Source organism: Streptomyces sp. NPDC003077 (genome assembly GCF_040611095.1).
Taxonomy (GTDB): domain Bacteria; phylum Actinomycetota; class Actinomycetes; order Streptomycetales; family Streptomycetaceae; genus Streptomyces.
In genome coordinates this window covers 240,940-265,182 of the sequence record NZ_JBEXNM010000001.1, presented here as the reverse complement: position 1 = coordinate 265,182, position 24,243 = coordinate 240,940, and the positions used below count along the sequence as shown (strand labels likewise).

19 protein-coding genes and 1 pseudogene are annotated in these 24,243 nt (G+C 73.4%); 9 read left to right on the top strand and 11 right to left on the bottom strand.

Features of this window, described 5'->3' with window-relative positions:
• The first annotated feature begins 224 nt into the window (after nt 1–224).
• From ABZX96_RS01120 to ABZX96_RS01095, 6 genes are all read left to right on the top strand, one after another.
• Nucleotides 225–1,205 carry an acyl-CoA desaturase gene (locus ABZX96_RS01120; protein WP_355535703.1) on the top strand — a complete coding sequence of 327 codons (981 nt, stop codon included), beginning with the start codon at nt 225–227 and terminating at the stop codon, nt 1,203–1,205.
• A gap of 28 nt (nt 1,206–1,233) precedes the next feature.
• A complete protein-coding gene (locus ABZX96_RS01115) occupies nt 1,234–1,899 on the top strand; it encodes a TetR/AcrR family transcriptional regulator (protein WP_355535896.1) in 666 nt (221 codons plus the stop codon).
• A gap of 677 nt (nt 1,900–2,576) precedes the next feature.
• Nucleotides 2,577–2,867 carry a hypothetical protein gene (locus ABZX96_RS01110; protein WP_355535700.1) on the top strand — a complete coding sequence of 97 codons (291 nt, stop codon included), beginning with the start codon at nt 2,577–2,579 and terminating at the stop codon, nt 2,865–2,867.
• A gap of 44 nt (nt 2,868–2,911) precedes the next feature.
• Nucleotides 2,912–4,153, top strand: a complete 1,242-nt coding sequence (locus ABZX96_RS01105; RefSeq protein ID WP_355535697.1) for a putative T7SS-secreted protein — start codon at nt 2,912–2,914, stop codon at nt 4,151–4,153.
• 19 nt (nt 4,154–4,172) lie between these two features.
• On the top strand, nt 4,173–5,306 hold the full coding sequence (locus tag ABZX96_RS01100; RefSeq protein ID WP_355535694.1) for a hypothetical protein: 1,134 nt from the start codon (nt 4,173–4,175) through the stop codon (nt 5,304–5,306).
• 94 nt (nt 5,307–5,400) lie between these two features.
• Entirely contained in the window at nt 5,401–5,946 is a 546-nt protein-coding gene (locus ABZX96_RS01095) for a hypothetical protein (protein ID WP_355535691.1), read from the top strand.
• Here ABZX96_RS01095 and ABZX96_RS01090 read toward each other — a convergent pair.
• Together ABZX96_RS01090 and ABZX96_RS01085 are read right to left on the bottom strand one after the other, a co-directional pair.
• On the bottom strand, nt 5,943–6,332 hold the full coding sequence (locus ABZX96_RS01090; RefSeq protein ID WP_355535688.1) for a VOC family protein: 390 nt from the start codon (nt 6,330–6,332) through the stop codon (nt 5,943–5,945). The two genes, ABZX96_RS01095 and ABZX96_RS01090, sit on opposite strands and share 4 nt — an antisense overlap.
• Before the next feature lie 337 nt (nt 6,333–6,669).
• Complete coding sequence (locus tag ABZX96_RS01085; protein WP_355535685.1) at nt 6,670–7,488, bottom strand: trans-aconitate 2-methyltransferase; 819 nt, start codon at nt 7,486–7,488, stop codon at nt 6,670–6,672.
• Between the two features lie 142 nt (nt 7,489–7,630).
• On the opposite strand from ABZX96_RS01085, the gene tamR reads away from it, so the two are divergent.
• From tamR to ABZX96_RS01070, 3 genes are all read left to right on the top strand, one after another.
• A complete protein-coding gene (gene tamR / locus ABZX96_RS01080) occupies nt 7,631–8,128 on the top strand; it encodes a MarR family transcriptional regulator TamR (protein ID WP_355535682.1) in 498 nt (165 codons plus the stop codon).
• Nucleotides 8,129–8,448: 320 nt separating this feature from the next.
• A complete protein-coding gene (locus ABZX96_RS01075) occupies nt 8,449–9,330 on the top strand; it encodes an SDR family oxidoreductase (RefSeq protein ID WP_355535679.1) in 882 nt (293 codons plus the stop codon).
• Between the two features lie 115 nt (nt 9,331–9,445).
• Nucleotides 9,446–11,431 carry a beta-galactosidase gene (locus ABZX96_RS01070; protein WP_355535676.1) on the top strand — a complete coding sequence of 662 codons (1,986 nt, stop codon included), beginning with the start codon at nt 9,446–9,448 and terminating at the stop codon, nt 11,429–11,431.
• Between the two features lie 139 nt (nt 11,432–11,570).
• Here ABZX96_RS01070 and ABZX96_RS01065 read toward each other — a convergent pair whose 3' ends face one another.
• From ABZX96_RS01065 to ABZX96_RS01025, 9 genes and pseudogenes are all read right to left on the bottom strand, one after another.
• On the bottom strand, nt 11,571–12,356 hold the full coding sequence (locus ABZX96_RS01065; RefSeq protein ID WP_355535673.1) for a response regulator transcription factor: 786 nt from the start codon (nt 12,354–12,356) through the stop codon (nt 11,571–11,573).
• Between the two features lie 411 nt (nt 12,357–12,767).
• Nucleotides 12,768–14,054: a galactokinase gene (gene galK, locus ABZX96_RS01060; protein ID WP_355535670.1), complete on the bottom strand. Its 1,287-nt coding sequence runs from the start codon at nt 14,052–14,054 to the stop codon at nt 12,768–12,770.
• Nucleotides 14,051–15,022 carry a UDP-glucose 4-epimerase GalE gene (gene galE, locus ABZX96_RS01055; protein WP_355535667.1) on the bottom strand — a complete coding sequence of 324 codons (972 nt, stop codon included), beginning with the start codon at nt 15,020–15,022 and terminating at the stop codon, nt 14,051–14,053. Before galE ends, galK begins: the two co-directional genes overlap by 4 nt.
• Nucleotides 15,019–16,065: a galactose-1-phosphate uridylyltransferase gene (gene galT / locus ABZX96_RS01050; RefSeq protein ID WP_355535664.1), complete on the bottom strand. Its 1,047-nt coding sequence runs from the start codon at nt 16,063–16,065 to the stop codon at nt 15,019–15,021. Before galT ends, galE begins: the two co-directional genes overlap by 4 nt.
• Before the next feature lie 224 nt (nt 16,066–16,289).
• The gene (locus ABZX96_RS01045; protein ID WP_355535661.1) at nt 16,290–16,982 is read right to left on the bottom strand and encodes a LuxR C-terminal-related transcriptional regulator; all 693 of its coding nucleotides are present in this window, start codon (nt 16,980–16,982) and stop codon (nt 16,290–16,292) included.
• A gap of 714 nt (nt 16,983–17,696) precedes the next feature.
• The gene (locus ABZX96_RS01040) at nt 17,697–19,502 is read right to left on the bottom strand and encodes an ABC-F family ATP-binding cassette domain-containing protein (protein ID WP_355535658.1); all 1,806 of its coding nucleotides are present in this window, start codon (nt 19,500–19,502) and stop codon (nt 17,697–17,699) included.
• 257 nt (nt 19,503–19,759) lie between these two features.
• Nucleotides 19,760–20,785: a 4-(cytidine 5'-diphospho)-2-C-methyl-D-erythritol kinase gene (locus ABZX96_RS01035; protein ID WP_355535655.1), complete on the bottom strand. Its 1,026-nt coding sequence runs from the start codon at nt 20,783–20,785 to the stop codon at nt 19,760–19,762.
• Entirely contained in the window at nt 20,782–21,705 is a 924-nt protein-coding gene (rsmA, locus tag ABZX96_RS01030; protein WP_355535652.1) for a 16S rRNA (adenine(1518)-N(6)/adenine(1519)-N(6))-dimethyltransferase RsmA, read from the bottom strand. Before rsmA ends, ABZX96_RS01035 begins: the two co-directional genes overlap by 4 nt.
• Nucleotides 21,706–21,883: 178 nt before the next feature.
• Nucleotides 21,884–22,975 (bottom strand): annotated as a pseudogene (locus ABZX96_RS01025) (ubiquitin-like domain-containing protein); the annotation flags it as partial.
• Nucleotides 22,976–24,243 lie beyond the last annotated feature (1,268 nt).

Genomic DNA, 24,243 nt, shown 5'->3' with positions numbered 1-24,243 from the left:
CACACCGTCCGCTCCGTGGTCAGGCGGTCTCCGGCGCACCACCGGCGGCTCCGTTCCCGTACACCCGCGCTTTCCCTCCCGGTGGCCCGCGCCCCGTCCGGGAGGGGGGCAGGGGGCCTGTCGCGGGCTTGTCCGCGGGCACCGCGCTGCCATACTTACGAGACCGTAGGTTACGGTCCCGTAGCCGTAGCCGTGGACCCTAGCCCGCTGACGAGGGACACCACATGACCGCTAGCCCCGAAGCCATCGAAGAGACACCGAAACCGGCTCGACAACCCTTGCCGTCCGCCACGCTGGGCGGCGACAGCAAGCGTTCGGTGGAGCAGATCACGCTCCTGCTGTTCATCACCCTGCCCTTCGTCGCCCTGGTGGCGGCGGTGCCGCTGGCCTGGGGGTGGGGGGTGAGCTGGCTGGATCTGGGCCTGTTGGCCGCCATGTATTTCATCGGCTGCCACGGGATCACCATCGGCTTCCACCGGTACTTCACCCACGGCTCGTTCAAGGCCAGGCGCCCGCTGCGCATCGCGCTGGCGATCATGGGGTCGCTGGCGGTCGAGGGGCCGCTGGTGCGCTGGGTGGCCGACCACCGCAAGCACCACAAGTTCTCCGACGCGGAGGGCGACCCGCACTCGCCGTGGCGGTACGGCGAGACGGTGCCGGCCCTGCTGAAGGGCCTGTGGTGGGCGCACATCGGCTGGATGTTCGACGAGGAGCAGACGCCGCAGCACAAGTACGCGCCGGACCTGATCAAGGACCCGGCGATCCGCCTGATCTCCCGCCAGTTCGTCCTGTGGACGACGGTGTCGCTGCTGCTGCCGCCGCTGATCGGCGGGCTGGCCACCTGGTCGTGGCAGGGCGCCCTGACGGCGTTCTTCTGGGGCTCTCTGGTACGGGTGGGGCTGCTGCACCACGTCACCTGGTCGATCAACTCCATCTGCCACGCGGTCGGCAAGCGCCCCTTCAAGTCCCGCGACCGCTCCGGCAACGTCTGGTGGCTGGCCGTCCTCTCCTGTGGCGAGTCCTGGCACAACCTCCACCACGCCGACCCCACCTCCGCCCGGCACGGCGTGATGCGCGGCCAGGTGGACTCCAGCGCGCGGCTGATCCGCTGGTTCGAGAAAGCGGGCTGGGCGTACGACGTCCGCTGGCCCACCGCGTCCCGCATCGACGCCCGCCGCAAGGACAAGGCCGGACAACCGGCATGATTGACCAGTGGCGATCGACGGCAGCAGCATGACGGACAGCAAGGGCAAGACCTCCTCCGGTACGGGCACCCGGCGGCCCCGCCGGATCCGGATGACCGGCGCCGAGCGCCGGGAGCAGCTGCTGGACATCGGTCGCACCCTCTTCGCGGAGCGCGGCTTCGAAGGCACGTCGGTGGAGGAGATCGCGGCCAAGGCCGGGGTGTCCAAGCCGGTGGTGTACGAGCACTTCGGCGGCAAGGAGGGCCTGTACGCCGTCGTCGTGGACCGCGAGATGCGACAGTTGCTGGACATGGTGACCGGCGCCCTGACCGCCGGCCACCCCCGTGAACTCCTGGAACAGGCGGCCTTCGCGCTCCTGGACTACATCGAGACCTACACGGACGGCTTCCGCATCCTCGTCCGCGACTCCCCCGTCGCCCAGTCGACGGGCACCTTCGCCTCGCTCATCAGCGACATCGCCACCCAGGTCGAGGACATCCTCGGCCTGGAGTTCAAGGCCCGCGGCTTCGACCCGAAGCTCGCCCCCCTGTACGCCCAGGCGCTGGTCGGCATGGTCGCCCTGACGGGCCAGTGGTGGCTGGACGTCCGCAAACCGAAGAAGGCCGAGGTCGCCGCCCACCTGGTGAACCTCGCCTGGCACGGCCTGGACGGGCTGGAGCCGAGGCCGCGGCTCATCGGGCATCGGAAGGCTTGAGGCGGGTGGGGAGGCCCGGAGCGTTCCTTTCGGAGCGCCGGCAGCGTCGGCGGGGCACCGAGGCTGAACGGGCCTGACGGCATTCCTGTTCGTTCGCCTCCGCCTCTCCCCGCTTTTCACCATGCCCCGGAATTCCCCGACGAGCGTTGCGTGAGTGGCGTGATCACGCCCATCTCCTCGGTATGCACGTTTCCCGGCCGACTCCGGCACGCGCCACCATCGCGTTCACGACGCGAATCGACCGACCGGTGCGCCTCGACCGGGTCCAGGCTCCGGTACGGACGGGCCGCCGCCGAACCGCAAAGATCGTGTTACGCGGCCGTGCGCTCCGGAGAGCGTCACCGTCCGTCCACTCTCCTTGCCTGTGACGGGCGCCCCCAGCGACAGGGGCAATAACGAGATATCGAGCACTGTCCGTCATCTCCATTTACTTCCCCCGCGTCGCCCCGCACCTGCGGGAATCCACTGCGGCCATTCAACGTACGGGCGAATTTCCCTCACTCGGTGACCGAAACTCGACGGTCCGCGCTACAGTCCTCCGTGCCGTTGACCGCGGATCAGCCGTCACTCCGGCCTGGCCGGTCCGCGCTCGCCTGCGGCACCTGGCAACGCGGCCTGGTCGGCGGCGGCGAATTCCCCGGCCGGCAGTATTTCGCGCACACGGGGAGAAACACGGCATGGCCACGGACTTCCGGATCGATGTCGAGCGCGTGACGGGGATGCTCGGCAAACTCGCGACGTGTGACGAGCGCATGCGAGACGCGAGCAAACGTCTGCAAAAGGTGGGCCCCAAAGCCCTGGGCACCGACGGGCTGGACGACGCCTGCGACGAATTCCAGTCGCAGTGGGGCGACGGCATCAAGCGGATCGCGGACGCCGCCAAGGACATCCACGAGCGCCTGCAGGCCACCCTCGACGCCTACAAGGCCGGCGAGAACGAGAACGCCAAGATGCTCGGGAAGAAGTAACGCTTCCATTCGTCAAGGATGAAAAAGGAACGGGGGAAGAACACATGTCCTGGCGCAGTATGTTCATCGAGGACGATTCGGCCTGGCCCGGCCTCGGCTTCAATCCCGCCAAAGGCGACCCGCACTCCATCCAGGCCCTCGCCTCGGATGTGAAGTCCGTCGGCGACGAGCTGGACGAGCTGCACGACCTGATCAAGTCCGTCGGTAAGCGCGACGGCGCCTGGGAGGGCGAGGCCGCCGAGAAGTTCACCAGGAAACTCGGCGAACTGCCCAAGTACCTCACCCAGGGCTCCGAGTCCATGCGCGACTGCGCCAAGGCACTGAACTCCTGGCACACACGCCTCCAGGGCTTCCAGGATCGGGCCGGGAAGCTGGAGGACGAGGCGGCGTCCGCCCGCAAGCAGGCGGATGCCGATTCGGAACATTACAACGACGTTTACGGCAAATATCTGCCCTCCCTCGGCAAGCCGATGGAGGCGGACAAAGCGAAAAAGATCGAAGACGAACTGAAGACGGCTTACGACCGGGCCAAAACCTCCAAGGACAAACTGGAGGACCTGATCCGCGAGGCGGAAAAGATCCACGCCCAGTGGAAGGACCGGGCCGGCGAGGCCGAACGCGCCATTCTGAAGGCGTCCGAGAACCACCCGCCGGACATCCACTGGTGGGACAGGATGGTCGACGGCCTGAAAAAGGGTTGGCGCGATTTCAAGGACTGGCTGGTAGAGCACGCGGACCTACTGTCGACCATCTCGGCGGGATTGGCCGCCGCCGCGATCGCGGTCAACGTCATCCCGGTCGTGGGGCAGGCGGCCTCCGCGCTCCTCGGCGGCGCCTCGGTGGTCTGCGCGGCGGGCGCCATGGCGGGCCACTGGATGGGCAACGCACGCGGCAACGGCACACCGGGCTGGAAGATCGGCTTGGACGCGCTGGGGGTGCTCCCGGGCGTCGGCGGTGTGATCAAGGTGGCGGGCGCCGGCTTCAAGGGGGCGAGTCTGATGGGCAGGCTCGGCAATTCCGCCAAGGCGCTCGGCAACGTCGGGAACGTCGCCAGGGCCACCCCAGGCGGGATCCGCGAGGGCCTCGCCAATCCGTTCAGCATGAAGATGATCAACAAGGGGCTGAGCAAGGCGTTCGGCAAGGAGCTCCCCTCCGCGGCCGCCCAGTTCGTCATCAAGTCCGGCTCGTTCGCCAACGGCGTCCACCACCAGGTGACCGGCCACGGCGACCAGCAGACCTCCGCCGCGCCGTCCGGCGCCAAGTTCCACCAGACCCTGGCCGCCTGAGCACCGAGGGACGCAGCACATGACGCAGGCAGGCATCGACGGCCGCGCACCGGCCGCCGCCCCACCCGTCCGGCAGCCGACCCGGCTGAACATCGGCTGGATCATGCCCCCGTTCGTCCGGGAGCTGCCGGTGGACGCGCCCGACGCCGGCACCGCGGCTCAGGCGCTGCACCGACTGACCACCGAGCTGATGCCGGAGCACTCGACGGACGAGCGGTTCCGCTTCGCGCTGCTGCTCGGCGCCCAGCTGGAATCCATGGTGGAGGCCGACGTCGTCTACGCCGGGCTGTGCTTCCTGGAGGTGGACGAGCGCCCCACCGCCTCCACCATCCTGGTCAGCCAGGTCGAGCACGACGCCGAGGACGACGAACACCTTCTGGTGACCGTGCGCGAGCTGCTGGAGCGCAAGCACCCGGGGGACGACTACCGGCGGGTGGAGCTGCCCTGCGGGCCCGCGCTCACCCGCGTCGGCGCCTCGGGGTTCGTCCTCGCGGCGGAGTCGTCGCCCACCGGCCGGGACGAGCCGGTCGAGCAGTTCCTTGTCCAGGTGTTCGTGCCGCTGCCGGGGACGGGCGAGATGCTGGTCTTCGAGCTCGCCTCGCCGTCCCCGGAGGGCTGGGACCTCCACTGCGAACTGTTCGCCGAGGTCCTCAAGACCGTCGACTGGGGCACGGACCAGGAGATCGCCGATTACGCGGCCGTGCGGCAGGCCCCACCGGAGCACCCCGCCCCTTCCGAGGCGCTGCGACGGGACCTCTTCTGGCATTCGAGCCGCCTGCTGGACGCCCTCGCCGTGCACGGCCCCATGGAGGGCGGCCGTCAGGTCACCTCCCTCACCTGCCCGGACTGCTGGGCGAAGGGGTTGCGGTCAGCCTGCTCGGCTCAGCATGCGTGGAGCGTCGAGCGGGTGCGGGCGGCCGATCTCACCGAGGCACTGGGCCGGGCGGTCGCCGCCTTCTCCGGTCGGGGATGGGTGACGGAATCCGCCGGAACGGATGCGACGGTACGGCTACGAGCCGGCGACACCGTGCCCGAGCGCTCGATCGGCTATTCCTTTCTCCTGACCGCGGATCACGGCGCCGGAGTGCTCAGGGTGGAGGTGTCGTCCCTGTGCACGCGTGGATCCACCGACGCGAAATCCGTATTCGGCTGAAAAGGAGACGACCGTGTGGCCCGGAATCGAAGAGCGCGTCCGCAGCGTTCTGCCGGCGGGTGAGCAATTGCTCGGGGGATTCCCCTGTTCCCGTATGACGGGGCACAGCGGGAAAGACAGCGCGGACGTGCCGGACCGGCTGCGTCCGGAAGTGCTGGCCGGAAAGGAACGGGACGGCGACTTCCTGGACCGGGCGGCTTCCGTCTTCTTCCGGGCGGTGGTCGACGACGTCTCGGACGGCGGGCAGACGCGGACGGCCGACGCCCCCGCGGAACGGGCCCGGCGGCAGCGGCGCAAGAGCCCGTTCTTCGGGGGCTGGGACAGCCTGGCCGGACAGTGGCTGCGGGCCGCCCAGCCCCGTTCCAGGACCGGCGTCCTCACATTCGTGGCGGTCACCGGCGCCCATCTGCGTTTCGTCTATCTGCAAAAGCGCCGGTTCAGCGGGAAGCTGGGCGACGCCGTGGAACCCGGCCCGTCGTTCCGGCGGGGCGATCTCGTGTGGACGCGGTACGTGTCCGGTCTCGGCGAGGTGCAGTTCGGTTTCGCGGACGGCTCGTGGGGCGCGCTGTCGATCCACGACGAGGACGATTTCGCGCACCTCTTCCCGAACACGCTGAGCGAGAAGCAGCCCATTCCTTAAAAACGCGGGATTTCGCTCGGAGGCCCCGTGGCGAATTCCACGAACTCCAGCCGGTTCCCCACCGGATCCTCCGAGAAGAACCGCCGCCGCCCCGGGATCGCGTCGTCCCACGTGACCGGGGCGCCGGCGGCCGTCAGGCGGGCCGCGAGGGCGTCCAGGCCGGTGACGCGGAGGCCGGGGTGAGCCTTCCGGGCCGGGCGGAAGTCGTGCTCGATACCGAGGTGGAGCTGGGCCGGGCCGGTCTCGAACCAGCAGCCGCCGCGGGCCGCGAGGGCGGCGGGCTTGGGGATCTCCGTCAGGCCGAGGATGCCTGCGTAATACGCGCGGAGGGCGTCCTCGCTATCGGGAGGCGCGGCGAGCTGGACGTGGTCGAGGCCGGTGATCACGGCTGCGTCCTTTCGACGGGCGGCGCGGACGGCGCCGCGTGGATGGACGGGTGGCTTGTGGTGGTAGGGGCGGTGGTTCGCGGTGAGCTGGTCACGGCCGGTTCGCGGTGAGCCGGTGGCTGCCGGGAGGACGGGGCGCTCGTCGCGGGCGGAACTGATCGGACCGGAGCGGGACAGGACGGGCGCTCGTCGCGAGCCGAACGGATCGGGCCGGGCCGGGGCGGGCGGCCCATAGGGCACCCGCCCCCGCGCCGCCCGCCCCGACCGGCGGACGCGCCCGGCGCCGTCACCCGGCCGCGCCCGCCCCCGTCACCCGGTCCCGTTCACCCGGCCCCGCTCATCCGGGCTTGCGCGCCACCACGAAGATTCGCCGGAACGGGAAGACCGTTCCGTGCGGGCCGGGTGGGTAGGCCTTGCGGAGGAGGTCCCGGTACTGGGCCAGGAATTCTTCGCGGGCCGGCGGGTCGTCCTCCAGGGCGGTCAGGACGGGGCGCAGGGCGGTGCCCTTCACCCAGTCGAGGACGGGGTCCTCGCCTTGGAGGAGCTGGACGTAGGTGGTCTCCCAGGCGTCGACCTCGCAGCCGAGGGAGGAGAGCCGCTCCAGGTAGGCGGCGGGGCTGAGGATGTGGACGAAGCGGCGGCCGTGGGGGGCGAGGCGGGGGCGCCACTGGGGCTCGTCGCACAGTTCGCCGAGCAGGGCGTGGCTGGGCGAGGTGAAGTTCCCGGGCACCTGGAAGGCGAGGGTGCCGCCGGGGGTGAGACCGGCGATCCAGGCCGGGAAGGAGTCCGGGTGGTTGGGGACCCACTGCAGCGCCGCGCTGGAGACGATGAGGTCGAACCGTTCCTCGGGCTGCCATACGGACGCGTCGGCCGGCGCGAAGTCGAGGTGGCCGCCGCCGGGGGTGGGTCCGGCGTACGTCTCGGCTTCCTTGAGCATTTCGGGTGAGCTGTCCAGGCCGGTGATGTGCGCGTCGGGCCACCGGTCGGTGAGCTGGACGGTGACGTTGCCGGGGCCGCAGCCCAGGTCGGCGATGCGGGCCGGACGGCCGCGGTGGGGCAGCTCCGGTATGCGGGCGAGCAGATCGTGGAACGGGCGGGTCCGGTGTCCGGCGTGGCGGAGGTACTGCTGCGGATCCCAGGTTGGTGCGTCGTGCATGTTCGAACCCCTTCACTGGTACAGGGCTGGTGCAGACCAACTCGGTCGAGCGTGAGCTCCCGCCGACGATGCCCAATCGTCCGCGGAAATATATCTTGATGTCAAGAGACTTCACGTCGACAGACCAACTACACTGATCGTCATGGAGGACGAGGTCGATCGATTGGTCGCGGCGTGGCGCCGGGAGCGCCCGGACCTCGACGTGGAACCGCTGGAGGTCCTCAGCCGCGTCAGCAGGCTGGCCCGCCACCTTGACCGCGCCCGCCGCCTCGCGTTCGCCGAGGTGGGGCTGGAGCCCTGGGAGTTCGACGTGCTGACCGCGCTGCGCCGCGCGGGCGCGCCGTACCAGCTCTCCCCCGGGCAACTACTGACCCAGACGCTGGTCACGTCCGGCACGATGACCAACCGCATCGACCGGCTCGCCAAGAAGGGCCTCGTCGAGCGGCTGCCCGACCCCAGCGACCGGCGCGGCGTCCTCGTCCGCCTCACCCCCGAGGGCCGCGACCGGGCCGACCAGTCGCTCGCCGGGCTGCTGACGCAGGAGCGGGCGATCCTCGGCGAGCTCTCCCGCGCCCAGCGCGGCGAGCTGGCCGCCCTGCTGCGGCAGCTCACCGCGCCGTTCGACAACATCCCGGGCTGAGGCGGGGCCCCCGCGCGGTCCGGGCAGTCCAGGCAGTCCGGGGAGACGTGTCCCGGCAGTTCTGGCGGTTCCGACGGTCCCGACGGGTCCAGCGGTCCCAACGGGCCCAGCAGTCCCGGCTGCCCGCCTCCCCCGGCCCTCGGTCGGACGAAGGCGCCCTTGCCCGCCCGGCCGCCTGCCCGCCCGGCCGCCTCCCGGCCCACAGCCGAACGAGACCCTCGCGCCCCAGCCGAACGCGACCCTCGCGCCCGCCTCTCCACCCCCCGCCCGCCCGAAGGGCCTCTTGCCCGGGTGGCCGCCGGTGGGCTTGGATCGCGGCCATGAGCCAGCAGCGCCACCAGGGCCGCGGGAGCCGGCCCGACCGCCAGGACCCGACCAACCCGACCGGCCCGGATCCGGCGCGGCGGCAGGAGCGGCGGGAGCGGCGGGTGCCCACGGGCGCGCCGAACGGTGCGCGGTTCGCCGACCGCACGATCGTGGTGACCGGCGCGGCCGGCGGGATCGGCGCGGCGACCGCCGACCGGCTCGCCACCGAGGGCGCCCACCTCCTGCTCCTGGACGTCGACGACGAACGCGGCGAGCGCACCGCCCGCCGCATCAGGACGGCCGGCGGCCGGGCCTCGTACGAGCACTGCGACGTGTCCCGCGAGGACGACTGGGCGCGCGCCGTGCACGCCGCCCGGGAGCGCTACGGCCCCGTCGACGGCCTGGTCGGCAACGCCTACGTGCCCTTCCACGCCCCCGCCGGGCACATGTCGCTCGCGGAGTGGGAACGGCAGCTCGCGGTGAACCTCACCGGCGCGTTCCTGGGGGTGCGGGCCACGGTGGAGGACCTGAGGGAGCGGCGGGGGGCCGTGGTGCTGACGTCCTCGGTGCAGGCGCGGTTCGGGCTGCCGGGGCGGCCCGCGTACGCCGCGTCCAAGGCCGCGCTCACCGGTCTGGCCCATCAGCTGGCCGTGGAGTACGGCCCGGAGGTCCGGGTGAACTGCGTGCTCCCCGGGCCCGTCCTCACCGCCGCCTGGGACGCGGTCGGCGAGGAGGACCGCCGGGCGAGCGCCGAGCAGACCGCGGCGCGGCGGCTGGGGCGGCCGGAGGAGGTGGCCGCCGCGATCGCGTTCCTGCTGTCCGGCGACGCCTCGTACGTCACGGGGGCGGAGCTGGTCGTGGACGGCGGGTGGAGCGTGGTGAAGCACTCTTCGTAGGGGCGGGGACCTCCGCGGGCGGGGCGCCGGCGGGCCGCGGCGGGTGGCTCCCCCGGCTCCGTACGGCGCCCTCCGCGGTGATCCGGGAAACCAGGAGTCCAGGAGGTCGGCGGCGATGGTGGTGCACTTCGGAGGCGACTACAACCCGGAGCAGTGGCCGGAGGAGGTATGGGAGGAGGACCTGCGCCTGATGAAGCGGGCGCACGTCACGCTCGTCAGCGTCGGGATCTTCTCCTGGGCGAAGGCCGAGCCGCGCCCGGGGACGTACGAGTTCGGCTGGCTGGACCGGGTGCTGGACGGGCTGGCGGGCGCGGGCATCGCCGTGTGCCTGGCCACCATGACGGCCTCGCCGCCGCCCTGGCTCTCCCACCGCCACCCGGAGATCCTGCCCGAGGGCCCGGACGGGGTGCGCCGCTGGCCCGGCGCGCGGCAGCACTTCTGCCCCTCCAGCCCCGTCTACCGCGCGCACGCGGTCCGGCTGGTGGAGCGGGTCGCCGAGCGGTACGCGGGGCACCCGGCGCTGGCCCTGTGGCACGTCGGCAACGAGTACGGCTGCCACACGCGGCAGTGCTTCTGCGACGGGTGCGCGGCGGCGTTCCGGGACTGGCTGCGGGCGCGGTACGGGACGGTGGCGGCGCTGAACGACGCCTGGTCGACGGCGTTCTGGTCGCAGGCGTACGGCGACTTCGCCGAGGTGCTGCCGCCGCGCACCGCGCCGACCTTCCCCAACCCCGCCCAGCAACTGGACTACCTGCGTTTCGCTGACGACGCGCTGCGCGGCTGCTACCTGGCGGAGAAGGAGGTGCTGACGCGGCTGTCGCCGGGCGTCCCGGTCACCACCAACCTGATGCCGGACCACAAGCCGGTCGACGCCTTCGCCTGGGCCGCCGACGTGGACCGGATGGCGCTGGACTTCTACCAGGACCCGTACGTGCCCGACGACCACATCCGGGCCGCGTACAACTTCGACCTGATGCGCTCGGCGCGCGGCGGGCAGCCGTGGCTGCTGCTGGAGCAGGCGCCCGGCGCCGTCAACTGGCGTCCGCGCAACGGCCCCAAGCCGCCCGGCGCGATGCGGCTGTGGAGCTGGCAGGCCGTCGCCCAGGGGGCGGACTCGGTGCTGTTCTTCCAGTGGCGGCAGTCGCGCGGCGGGGCGGAGAAGTTCCACTCCGCGATGCTGCCGCACGGCGGGACGGACACCCGCGTCTTCCGCGAGGTGGCGGAACTGGGCCGGGAACTGGCGCACGTCCCGGAGATCGCCGGCACCCGCTCGCGCGCCGAGGTGGCGCTGCTGGCCGACTGGGACAGCCGGCGCGCGCTGGAGCTGGACTCCCGCCCGTCCACCGCGCTGCACCACCCCGAACTCGCGCTGGCCCACTACCGTCCGCTCTTCGAGGCGGGCGTGGCCTGCGACATCGTGCCCCCGGACCGCGACCTGTCCGGCTACCGCCTGGTCGTCGTCCCCCACCTCTACCTCCTCACGGCGCAGAACGCGGAGCGTCTGACGGCGTACGTGCGCGACGGCGGGCACCTGCTGGTCTCGTTCTTCTCCGGCATCGTGGACGCCTGCGACCGGGTGCACCCCGGCCGCTACCCGGCGCCGCTGCGGGAGGTGCTGGGCCTGACGGTGGAGGAGTTCTGGCCCCTGGACGCGGGGGCGGCGCTGCGGGTGCGGGGCGGCTTGGAGGGGACGGCGGACCTGTGGTCTGAGGTGATCGTGCCGGAGGGCGCGGAGGTGGTCGCGCAGTTCGCGGACGGTGACCTCGCGGGCCGTCCGGCCGTGACCCGGCACGCGTACGGCCGGGGCACGGCCTGGTACGCGGGCACCCGCCTGGCACCGGAAACGATGCGCGCGCTGATGGACGACCTCCGCACAGCGGCCGGCGTCGCCCCCGTCCTCCCCGGCCTCCCCACCGGCGTCCAGGCCACCGTCCGCACGGGCCCCCGCACCCGCTTCCTCTTCCTCCTCAACCACACCACCACCCCGGCCGAGGTCCCGCTCCCCGCCCCGATGACGGACGCCCTGACGTCGACGCCTTCGGGGCCGGTGTACCGGGTGTCACTGCCGGGGCGGGGGGTGGCGGTGCTGCGGGGGGAGTGACCGGCACGGGCGGGGCCCGTTCGTGCGTCCGCCGTGGAGCAGGGACACAACGGCGTCCGTGCCTCCACGCCGCGCACGTGGCCGCCCCGCCCTCGATCAGCCCGCACCATCCCGGCCCGGCCCGGGGTCCGCCCTTCCGCTACGGCATCGACACCGACGCGGTCGCCGTGGCCGGTTCCAGTTCCACCGGGCCCACTCCGGCCCGGCGGGCCAGGGCGACCGCGGCGAGGGTGGAGTGGACGCCGAGTTTGCCCAGGACGTTCTGCATGTGGGTGCGGACGGTGTGCGGGGAGAGGAACAGCCGCTCGGCGACGGCCTTGCGGCCCAGGCCGGCGACCATGCAGCGCAGCACCTCGCGTTCGCGCGGGGTGAGCGACTCCACCAGCCGTTCGCTCTCGGTGCGGTGCTTGCGCGCCGCCGTCAGCTCGCGCAGGACGCCGGTCAGCAGGGCGGGCGGCAGGTGCGTCTCGTCCCGCAGCACGCCGCGGATCACGGCGAGCAGGCGGGAGAGCGAGCAGTCCTTGGCGACCCACCCGCAGGCACCGGCCTGCAGGGCCGCGGCGGCCCGGCGCGGATCGTCCTTCTCCGCGAGGACGACGGTGCGGACGTACGGATGCATGGTGCGGACGCCGGAGACCAGCGAGATGCCGTCCAGCGGGACGCTCTCCGGCGCCGCCCCGTCCCGGGACGCGGCCGACTGGGCGGGCACGGCGGCCAGCGGCGCCGCGACCGTGCCGAGGTCGGCGTCGACCAGCATGACGTCGAAGCGACGGCCGTCACCGGCCGCCCGCTCCAGGTTGCGCACGGCCGCCGGTCCGCTGCCGGCCGCCGCCACGTCCACGTCCTGTTCCGCCGCGAGGGCGGCGGCCAGCGACTCGGCGAAGATGCGGTGGTCGTCGACCACCAGAACCCGGATGCGTTGCACTGAGACCCCCTGTCTCGGGGAACGGACGCTCGCGGGCACGACGCCCGCAGCGGGATCGTCACTCGCACGGCCGCCGCCGTACGCCGTGTCACCGTCCCGCCCCGGGCGTCGTGCCGACTGTCTCGCCCCCTGATCAGCACCGGCCCCCACCGGTGCTGGCATTCAGCGTACGGACGGGGTGCGGCAACGGAAGGCGATTGGCAAAACTTCCCGATCGATGTGTTCAGGGTGGGGCCCGAAGGCCGTCGAGGGACAGAAGTCGACGAGGAACGGCGCGATCCGTTCGTCGATTTCGCGCCGGGGGAGATCTTCAGCGGTCTTCAGTGATCTTCCGTAGAGCGTCCGGGAGGGGTCTTCGGAAAGCTTCCGGAGCCGCCACCGGAGCGCCCTCGGACGGTCGGCGGCGCGCCCTCAGCCCACCCGTCGCGCGCCCGCGCCCGGCACCGCGGCGAAGACGCGCGGTGGCCGGTGGCCCGCTGCCGCGAAGGCTTCGGTGACGGCCTCGGCGACCGCGTCGGCTTCGGGTTCCGGTACCAGGACGATCGCCGAGCCGCCGAAGCCGCCGCCGGTCATCCGGGCCCCGAGGGCGCCCGCCGCGTTCGCGGTCCCGACGGCCAGGTCCAGCTCCGGGCAGGAGACCCGGAAGTCGTCGCGGAGGGAGGCGTGGCCGGCCGTCAGCAGGGGCCCGATGCCGCGCGGGTCGCCGGCGTCGAGGCGGGCGATGACTTCGGCGACGCGGTGGTTCTCGGTGACGACGTGGCGGACGAGCGCCTGCGCGGCCGGGTCGTTGGCCAGCGTTTTCAGGGCGTCCGGGAGGTGTGGGTAGGGCACGTCACGCAGGGCCCGCACGCCGAGCGCCCGCGCGCCCCGTTCACACCCGGCGCGACGCGCCGCGTACGCGCCGTCTCCCAGTTCGTGTTTGACGCGAGTGTCCACTACAAGGAGCCGCAGGCCCTCCCCCGCCAAATCGAACGGAACCTGCCGCTGGGAGAGGTCGCGGGTGTCCAGGAAGAGGGCGTGCCCCTCGGCGCAGCACGCCGCCGCCATCTGGTCCATGATCCCGCAGGGCACGCCGACGAAGAGGTTCTCGGCGCGCTGCGCGAGCCCGGCCAGCCGCTCCGGGGCCAGGCCGAGCCCGTACAGGTCGTTCAGGGCGAGCGCGGTGACGACCTCCAGGGCGGCCGACGAGGAGAGCCCGGCGCCGGTCGGCACGGTGCTGTCGTAGTGGATGTCCGCGCCGCCCACCGGCAGCCCGGCCTCGCGCAGCGCCCAGGCGACGCCGCCCGGGTACGCCGCCCAGCCGCCGGTGCCGTCGCCGGTGCCGGTGCCGGGCGCGGGCCGCAGGTCGTCGAGGCGCAGCTCGACGACCCGGGGCCCCCGCACCGCGCCCGAGTGGACGCGCAGCACGCCGTCCGTGCGGGCGCGGGCGGCGGCGAGCGTCGTGTGCGGCAGGGCGAGCGGCATCACGAAGCCGTCGTTGTAGTCGGTGTGTTCGCCGATCAGGTTGACCCGGCCGGGGGCCGCCCACACGCCGGTGGGCTCGGCCCCGTACACCGCCCGGAAGGCCGCCGCGGTGCGCTGAGCACCATGGCCGGCCTGTCCGGCGTGCCCGGCCTGCCCGGCCCGGCCGTCGGACTCGCCGTGCCCGGTCGGCCCGTCCGGCTCCCCGTGCCCGTCCCGCTCGCCCCCGTCCGTCATGCCTGCTCGCGCTCCCCGCGCTGGGCGAACTCCCAGGCGTCGGCCACGATCCCGGCCAGGTCGGCGCGGCTGGGGCGCCAGCCCAGCCGGTCCATGGCGACCTGCGCGGAGGCGACCAGGACGGCCGGGTCGCCGCCGCGGCGGGGCGCGACGACCTCGGGGATCGGGTGGCCGGTGACCTTGCGGACGGTCTCGATGACCTCGCGCACGGAGAACCCGTTGCCGTTGCCGAGGTTGCAGATCAGGTGCTCGCCCGCGGTCGCCGCGTCGAGCGCCAGGAGGTGCGCCTCGGCGAGGTCGGCGACGTGGATGTAGTCGCGGACGCAGGTGCCGTCCGGGGTCGGGTAGTCGTCGCCGTAGACGGAGATCGCCTCGCGCTTGCCCTGGGCGACCTGGAGGACGAGCGGGATGAGGTGCGACTCGGGGTCGTGGCGCTCGCCGGCGTCGCCGTAGGCGCCCGCGACGTTGAAGTACCGCAGCGAGACGGCGGCCAGGCCGTGCGCCGCGCACTCCCCGCTGATCATGTGGTCCACGGCGAGCTTGCTGGCGCCGTAGGGGTTGGTGGGCGCGGTGGGGGCGGTCTCGACGATCGGGGTGGTCTCCGGCTCCCCGTAGGTGGCGGCGGTGGAGGAGAAGACGAGGGTGCGCACGCCGGCGTCGCGCATGGCGGCGAGCAGGTCCATGGTGCCGCCGACGTTGTTGCGCCAGTACTTCTCCGGGTTCACCACCGACTCGCCGACCTGCGAGAACGCCGCGAAGTGCAGGACGGCGTCGTAGGAGGAGTCCAGCCACCGGGCGGCGTCCTGGATGCGGCCCTCGATGAAGCGCGCCCCGGCGGGCACGCCCTCGCGGTGGCCGGTGGACAGGTCGTCCAGCACCGTCACCTCGTGTCCGGCCTGGAGCAGGTGCGTCGCCACCACGCTGCCGACATACCCCGCACCACCCGTGACCAGGTACTTCTTGCTCACTTGCTCGCTACCTCTCGCAGTCGCTCGGCCGCGGCCTCCGGCGGCACGTCGTTGACGAACACGTTCATGCCGGATTCGGAGCCCGCGAGGAACTTCAGCTTGCCGGATGCCCGGCGAATGGTGAAAAGCTCCAGGTGCAACGCGAACTCCGCGCGGTCCCGGGCGTGCAGGGGCGCCTGGTGCCAGGCGGAGATGTACGGGGTCGGCGGTTCGCCCTCGCCGAAGATCCGGTCGAAGCGGCGCAGCAGCTCCAGGTAGACGCGGGGGAACTCCTCCCGCGCGTCCTCGTCGAGCGCCAGCAGGTCGGGGACCCGGCGCTTGGGGTACAGGTGCACCTCGTACGGCCAGTGGGCGGCGTAGGGGACGAACGCGAGCCAGTGCGCGCCCTCCCAGACGATGCGGCGGCCGTCCACCACCTCGTCGGCGAGGATGTCGTCGAAGAGGTTCCGGCCGCCGGTGCTCGCGCGGTGGCCGGCGAGCGAGGTGAGCATCCGGCTGGTGCGCGGGGTGACGAAGGGGTAGGCGTAGATCTGGCCGTGCGGGTGGCCGAGGGTGACGCCGATCTCGGCGCCGCGGTTCTCGAAGCAGAAGACCTGCTCGACGCCGGGGTGCTGGGAGAGTTCGGCGGTCCGGTCGGTCCACGCCTCCAGGACCAGGGCGGCCTGTTCCTCGTCGAGCCCGGCGAAGGAGACGTCGTGGTCGGAGGTGAAGCAGACCACCTCGCACCGGCCGTTGTCGCCGGTCAGGGAGGGGAAGCGGTTCTCGAAGACGACGACGTCGTAGTCGGCGGCGGGGATCTCGGTGAGCCGTCCGTCGCGTGACGGGCACAGCGGGCACTGGTCGGCGGGCGGGTGGTAGGTGCGGCCCTGGCGGTGCGAGGCGATGGCGACCGCGTCGCCCAGGAGCCGGTCCGGGCGGATCTCGGAGGCGGTGGAGACCGGTTCGAGCGGGCGGCGGTCGGCGTCCTCGCGTACGACGTCGTCGCGCGCGTCGTAGTAGATGAGCTCCCGGCCGTCCGCGAGCCGGGTCGTCGTCTTCTTCACGGGACTCCTCGCAACACCGACACCAACACCGAACACAAACAAACACAATGAAGCATGACTGAACAGCGACGTCAACGTTCCGGCCGCTTCCGGGCAGCGCTGAGGGCAGGAACGGACAGTTGTGAGGCGGGGCGGGAGCTCTTGTGCGGATGTGGTCGGCTCGGGGTGAAGCCCGCGGGGCCGGTGCGCGGTGGCGCGTCCCCCGGCAGGCGGCCGACCGCGCCTCACCCTTCCGTGCGCGCTCCCGCCGGCGGTCCCGCCGCCCGGTCGAGCAGTCCCGTGCGGGCGGCCAGCGCCGCGGCCTCCAGCCGGGAGCCGACGCCCAGCTTCATCAGCACCCGCTGGACGTGCGTACGGGCGGTGCTCGGGGCGATGCCCATCCCGGCCGCGATCAGCCGGGTGTCCTCCCCCTCCGCGACCCGCACCAGCACCTCCACCTCGCGCGGGGTGAGCATCTGGAGCAGCCGAGCGCCCTCGTCGTCCGGCTGCACCGCCGGGTGCAGCAGCTCCTCGAAGGCCTGCTGGAGAAGCTGCGGGGCGACCGCCGCCTCGCCCGCGCGCGCCTTCATCATGGCGCGTTCGACGCCTTCGATCCGCTCGTCGTGCCGGACGTAGCCGGAGGCCCCGGCGGCGAACGCGGCGGCGATGCCGCGCGGGTTCGGGACCGGGCCCAGCACCACCACCGCGACCTGTGGCCGCTCCTTCTTGATCCGTACGACCGGATCGAAGACCCCCGGCTCCGCGGGCGCCGCCGTGCCCAATAAGCACACTTCGGGTGCCCTGCTCACCACCAGGTCCGCGGCGCCCGCGCTGGGCGCCGCCGCCGCGAGCACCCGGTGCCCGCGCAGTTTCAAGGCCGAGGCGAGCGCCTCGGCGAGCAGTCGGTGATCATCGACCACCATGAGCCGCACGCCCATTGAGCCACCCCCCAATTTCCCCGGCGAGCCCAGCCCCCCGGCCCTCGCCAGGCCGCTTTGCCCCCGGAAGCTACACGCCTGTTCGACGTTGCGCGCCCCCTACCGGGAAGAAGACCGGCGCAATGTAGAAATCCCGGCCATTTGGGGGCAGTTGCTGTTCAGACGCAGCCCAAGTGTGACAGGTATTGAGCCCTCGGTCGTCGGTCGGTGTTCGGGTCGGCTCCGCCGAAAACCCCTGCCGACCTCACGAAAGAGCCCTGCGTCCCCACCCGAACGCGAGGGCAGAAGGCCATCAGGAGCGCGCCGCGCCCCGCGCCCCTTGCGGGGAACCACCCGGCCCACGCACCATGGCCACGAATCCCCCTCCCCGTGACCACACAACCCACCCTTCGCGGCCACAAACCCCTCGCCATCACTGACCACAATCGCCCCGCCGGAGGGGCATCCGGGGCGCCCGGGGCCCGGATCCCGAAACGCCCGGGGCCCGGAAGCCGGGAGCTTTTGGGGGCGCCGGGGAGGAACGGACGAGGCCCGAAGCATTCGGGGGCGCCGGGGAGGAACGGCCGAAGCCGGGAGCCTTTGGCGACGCCGGGGAGAAACGGCCGAGGCCCGGAGCGTCCCCCAAGGCCCGGAGCACCCCCCGAGCCACCCCACCCGGCCCGGGGCGGTCACGGCACCCCGGGGCGGTCACGGCAGCCCCGGGCCCCGGGCGCCTCACACGTCCTCGGCCAGCTCCAGCCAGCGCATCTCCAGCTCCTCGCGCTCGCCCACCAGCTCGCGCAGCTTGGCGTCCAGGTCCGCGACCTTCTCGAAGTCCGTCGCGTGCTCGGCGATCTGCGCGTGCAGCGCCGCCTCCTTCTCGCCGATGCGGTCCAACTGGCGCTCGATCCGCTGGAGCTCCTTCTGAGCGGCGCGGTTGGCGGCGGCCGACTTCGGCTTCGCGGCCGTGGCGGTGGCCTGGGCGGGCGCGGGGGCCGCCGCGTCCAGCACCTTCTGGCGGCGCTCCAGGTACTCGTCCAGCCCGCGCGGCAGCATCCGCAGCGTGGCGTCGCCCAGCAGCGCGAAGACCCGGTCGGTGGTGCGCTCGACGAAGTACCGGTCGTGGCTGATGACGATCAGCGAGCCGGGCCAGCCGTCGAGCAGGTCCTCCAACTGGGTCAGCGTCTCGATGTCGAGGTCGTTGGTCGGCTCGTCCAGGAAGAGCACGTTGGGCTCGTCCATCAGCAGGCGCAGGATCTGCAGGCGGCGGCGCTCACCGCCGGAGAGGTCGCCCACCGGCGTCCACTGCTTCTCCTTGGTGAACCCGAACTTCTCGCAGAGCTGCCCGGCGGTCATCTCCCGGCCCTTGCCCAGGTCGACGCGCTCGCGCACCTGCTGGACGGCCTCCAGGACGCGCAGCGAGCGGTCGAGCTCGGCGACCTCCTGGGAGAGGTAGGCCAGTTTCACCGTCTTGCCGACGACGATCCGGCCACCCGCCGGCTGCTGCTCGCCCTCGGTGCGCGCGGCGGCGGCCAGCGCGCGCAGCAGCGAGGTCTTGCCCGCGCCGTTGACGCCCACCAGGCCGACCCGCTCGCCCGGGCCGAGCTGCCAGGTCAGGTGCTTGAGCAGCATCTTCGGCCCGGCCTGGACGGTCACGTCCTCCAGGTCGAAGACCGTCTTGCCCAGCCGGGAGCTGGCGAACTTCATCAGTTCGGCGCTGTCGCGCGGCGGCGGCACGTCCGCGATCAGCTCGTTGGCGGCCTCGATGCGGAACCGGGGCTTGCTGGTGCGCGCCGGGGCGCCGCGCCGCAGCCACGCCAGCTCCTTGCGGACGAGGTTCTGCCGCTTGGCCTCCTCGGTGGCGGCGATCCGCTCCCGTTCGGCGCGGGCGAAGACGTAGTCGCTGTAGCCGCCCTCGTACTCGTGGACGGCGCCGCGCTGCACGTCCCACATGCGGGTGCAGACCTGGTCCAGGAACCACCGGTCGTGGGTGACGACGACCAGCGCCGAACGCCGCGCGCCCAGGTGCCGGGCGAGCCAGGAGATGCCCTCGACGTCGAGGTGGTTGGTGGGCTCGTCCAGGACGATCAGGTCCTGCTCGGCGATCAGCAGCTTGGCGAGCGCGATGCGCCGCCGCTCGCCACCGGAGAGCGGGCCGATGACGGTGTCCAGCCCCTGAGCGAAGCCCGGCAGGTCCAGCCCGCCGAAGAGACCGGTCAGCACGTCGCGGATCTTGGCGTTGCCGGCCCACTCGTGGTCGGCGAGGTCGCCGATCACCTCGTGCCGGACCGTCGCCGCCGGGTCGAGCGAGTCGTGCTGGGTCAGCACGCCCAGCCGCAGGCCGCCGGCGTGCGTGACGCGGCCGTCGTCCGCGTCCTCCAGCTTGGCGAGGATGCGGATGAGGGTGGTCTTGCCGTCCCCGTTGCGGCCGACGACGCCGATCCGGTCCCCCTCGTTGACGCCGAGGGAGACGCCGTCGAGCAGTGCACGGGTGCCGTACACCTTTCCGACGGCTTCCAGATTGACAAGGTTGGTGGCCAATTCCGCTCCTTACCGGCCGGCGCGACTCCGTACGCCGCGCTCACTGGGCCTTTCCAGGATCCCACGGCGCCGGATCATCCCGCCGCAGAATCGTACGGGCGTGCGATGCGCGGAGAGGGCGCACAGGCGTACGAGACGGCGGGCAGCGCTCGAACACGCTCACGCGAGGGGCGAGCCCGCCCCCGTACCGCCCCTACGGACGAAGAGGCGACGAGGCGGCCGGAAGCGTCCCCGCACCGCCCGCGTCCCCCGCCGCCCTACACCACCCGCGCCCCCGGCACCGGCCCCTCGGCCACCCGGACCGCCCGGCAGGTCCCGGACGCCTCCAGCGCGCGGGCCACCGCGTCCGCCGCCCCGCGGTCCTTGGCCAGGAAGGCCGTGGTCGGCCCGGAGCCGGAGACCAGGCTCGCCAGCGCGCCGCCCGCCGCCCCCGCCTCCAGGGTCCCGGCCAGCGCGGGGCGCAGCGACAGCGCGGCGGGCTGGAGGTCGTTGGACAGCGCGGCGGCGAGGGCGTCGGCGCCCCCCGCCCGCAGCGCCGCGAGCAGCCCCTCCGAAGGCTCGGGGGCCGGGACGGCGCGGCCCTCGTGGAGCCGGTCGAACTCGCGGTAGACGGCCGGGGTGGACAGCCCGCCGTCGGCGACCGCGAACACCCAGTGGAAGGTGCCGCCGACCTCCAGCGGGGTGAGCAGTTCGCCGCGCCCCCGCCCCAGGGCCGCCCCGCCGACCAGGCTGAACGGCACGTCGCTGCCCAACTCGGCGCAGATGCCGAGCAGTTCCTCGCGGGTGGCGCCGGTGCCCCACAGCGCGTCGCAGGCGACCAGCGCCGCGGCGCCGTCCGCGCTGCCGCCCGCCATCCCGCCCGCGACCGGGATGTCCTTGACGATGTGCAGGTGGACGGCGGGACGCAGGCCGTGCCGGGCCGCGAGGAGTTCGGCGGCGCGGGCGGCGAGGTTGCTCCGGTCGGCGGGCACGAGGCGCGCGTCCGGCCCGGACACGGTGATCCGGGGCACGTCGGTGTCCGCGCCCGGCGGCAGCGGCGTGGCGGTGACCTCGTCGTACAGGCCGACGGCGAGGAAGACGTTGGCCAGGTCGTGGAACCCGTCCGGCCGCGCGCCACCCACCGCGAGCTGCACGTTCACCTTGGCGGGAACGCGAACGGTGATCGAGTCGGCGGAGGAGACGGTGTGTCCTTGGGACGAGTCGGCGTGCTGCCCAGAGGACGCGGCGGCCTCCCCGGACGAGACGACGGGCTCCCCTGAAGGCGCGGGGTGGTGCTCGCTCACGCCACCGCCCCCTCGGCACCCTTGTTCTCGGCGATCCGCGCGAACTCCTCCACCGTCAGCGCCTCCCCCCGCGCCTGCGGCGAGATCCCCGCCGCGACCAGCGCGGCCTCGGCGGCGGCGGCCGAACCGGCCCACCCCGCCAGCGCCGCCCGCAGCGTCTTGCGGCGCTGCGCGAAGGCCGCGTCGACCACCGCGAACACCTCCGCCCGGCTCGCCGTCGTCGCCACCGGCTCGGTGCGGCGGACGAGGGAGACGAGGCCGGAGTCGACGTTCGGCGCGGGCCAGAAGACGTTGCGGCCGATCGCGCCGGCCCGCTTGACCTCCGCGTACCAGTTCGCCTTGACCGACGGGACGCCGTACACCTTGTTGCCGGGACGGGCCGCGAGCCGGTCGGCGACCTCGGCCTGCACCATGACCAGGGTCCGTTCGATGCTCGGGAACGTCGCGAGCATGTGCAGCAGCACCGGCACCGCGACGTTGTAGGGCAGGTTGGCCACCAGCGCGGTCGGGGCCGGGCCCGGCAGCTCGGCGACCTGCATCGCGTCGCAGTTCACCAGCGCGAACCGGTCGGCCCGCTCCGGCATCCGGGCGGCGATGGTGTCCGGCAGCGCGGCGGCCAGCACGTCGTCGATCTCCACGGCGGTGACCCGGTCGGCCGCCTCCAGCAGCGCGAGGGTCAGCGAGCCCAGCCCGGGCCCGACCTCCACCACCACGTCGTCCGGGCGCACCTCGGCGGTGCGCACGATGCGGCGGACGGTGTTCGCGTCGATGACGAAGTTCTGGCCGCGCTGCTTGGTGGGGCGCACGTCGAGGCGGGCGGCCAGTTCGCGGATGTCGGCGGCGCCCAGCAGGGGGCCGGAGTCGTCGGGGGTGGCCGGCACGGGGCCGGACGCGGACTCGTCGGGGGTGCTGTTGCTCATGGGGGCCTCGCCGCGCCCGCCGTGCCTGCGCACGGGGCGCGCCTTTCCGTCCTTCGCTCGCTGCGCTCGTTCACCGGGCCCCGTGTCGCGGGAGGCGCCGGCTCACCGGGTCATCGAATCCGGACGGGCCACCGGGCCCGTGCCGGCCCCGGGGTCGCCCCCGCGATCGGCATCGGATTCACCGGTGAAGCTTACGGCCGCACACGGGCCACGGGCTCGCCCCCCGGCTGACGTACAGCTTCTTGGCCCGGTAGGTCTGCTCCTCGGCCGTGGCGTCCTGGGGCCGGCCGCTGCCGCCGAGGCTCTGCCAGGTGCGCACGTCGAACTGGTAGAGGCCGCCGTACGTCCCCGAGGCGTCCACCGCGTCCGGCCGCCCGCCCGCTTCACAGCGGCCCAGCGCGCCCCAGTTCAGCCCGTCCGCGCCCGCCACCCCGGTCGGCGGCGCGCCGGTGCCCACGTGCACCACCTGGGAGAGCGGTTCCCGCACGATCCGCGTCTCCACCCGCCGGGGCCGCTGCGCGACGCCGTTGACCGTCCGGAGCTGGTAGGTGACCCGGCGCACGCCCGGCTGCCCCTGCCGCACCACGGCCTCCGTCCCGAGGAAGAGCGAGGAGTCGGCGCGGCGCACGGTGCGGAACGGGATGGTTTCCTCGCGGACCTCCCGGCCGCCGGTGATCCGCAGGACGGAGACGTTCTGCCCCTCGCGCGGGAAGCTGTCCAGCGGCACGGAGGTGGTGTCCTGCCCGTGCAGGCCGACGCCCGCCTCGGCCAGCGCCTGGCGGACGGTCGCGGCGTTGGTCCGGATCTCGCGCCCGCGCCCGTCCGCGACCAGGACGAGGGTCCGCTCGGTCCGCACCGTCAGCTCCACGCCGTGCCGGGCGATGGGCCGGGAACGGGGCAGGGAGAGGTACGCGCCCTCGGCCCGGATGCCGAACTGGCGCAGCGCGCCGCCCACCGTGTCGGCGGTGGTCCACATCAGGCGCCGCTCCCCGTCCAGCGTCAGCCGCACCGGACGGCCGTGCCGCACGACGACCTCGCCCTCGTGTTCCAGCCGGGTACCAGGCCCGGGCTCCACCCGGTCGTGCGCCCCCAGGGGCAGGTGCTCGCGCTCCAGAAGGGCGCCCACGTCGTCCGCGAAGGTGTGCACCTCGCGCACGTTCCCGTCGACGTCCAGCCGGACGGCCTTGTCCATCGCGACGAACGCGGTGGTCCCCCCGGCCAGGCACGCCACCACCAGGGCTCGCGGCAGGACGTGGCGCAGCGCGTCGGGTCTCGGTACGGCGCGGGGTGCCGGGGGCCGCGCGGGGCCGGTCGGCGCGTGTCCGTCGGGGTCGGTGGGGTTGACGGGGTTGGCGGGGTTGGCGGGTCGGCGGCGGCGTCCGGTGGCGCCGGGTGGGGTGGCGGGGGCGGCCTGGCGGGGGACTCGGCCGGGGGGAGCCTCCGCGTGCCGGGGGGCGTCGGACGGGGGCGTGGTCGGGGGGCCTGTCGCCGGGCGGGGGGCGTCGGGTGCGTACGGGGACGGGATGGCGTACGGGGACGGGGCGCCGTAGGGCGGGGCGGTGGCGTACGGCGGCTGGGGGGTGTGCGTCGGCTGGGGTGCCGCGCTGGCCGGGGGGCCGCCCGCTCTGTGAGCGGCCTCCGCTCCGTACGGGGCCGCCGATCCGTACGGGGCCGCCACGGGCTGACGGCCGTCGTGCGCATACCCGGCCGCCGGCCCGTAGCCGGCTCCTGGCCCGTAGCCGGAACCCACCTCGTAGGCGGAACTCGCCTCGTAGGCGGAACTCGCCTCGTACCCGGAACCGGCCTCGTACGGCGCATGCGACTCGTACGGCGCGGCGGGGTCCCCGAACGGGCCGGGGGGCACCGCCCCATACGAGGACGAAGCGGCCTCCGCCCCATAGGGGGCCGCGGAGCCGTCGGCAGCGGACGGTCCCCTATACGCCCCGTGCGCCCCGTACTCGTATGTGTGCGCTTCGGACCCGGCCGCCCCATAGGAGCCGCCCTCCTGCGCCGCGCTCCAGGGGTGGGTGAGCGGTCCGCCATATGGGGAAGACGACGACCCATATGGCGGCAGGGCGTACGCGTGCCCTTCCGAGGCCGGCTCCCGGTCCGCCGCGCCCCGGGACGGTGGGCCGTCCGCCCTGTGGGCGCCGCGCCGGGCGCCATGACGGGGCGCCGCCCGCCCCTCTCCCGGCGGACCGTCCGGGGACGGGCCGATGCCGGCCGCCTGGCGGCGGCTGTCCTGCGAGTGGCTGCCCTGCGAATGACTCACGACGCTCCACATGCCACGGGGACCGGTTGTCGGGCCGGAATGTAGCGGAGCGGAAGTGACTCTCCAAAGCCACCCCGCTACGGAGCGTCGCCGCGCTATGCTGCCGCGCCGTCCCGCCGGGGCGGGCGGTCGGCGGCGTCCGGACGGTCGGTGATCGACGGCACGGGTCGTGTCGACGGCGCCCGGACGGTCGGTAACCGAAGGCGCGGCCCGTGCCCACGGCGCCCGGACGATCGGCAACCGACGGCCCGGCCCGTGCCCACGGA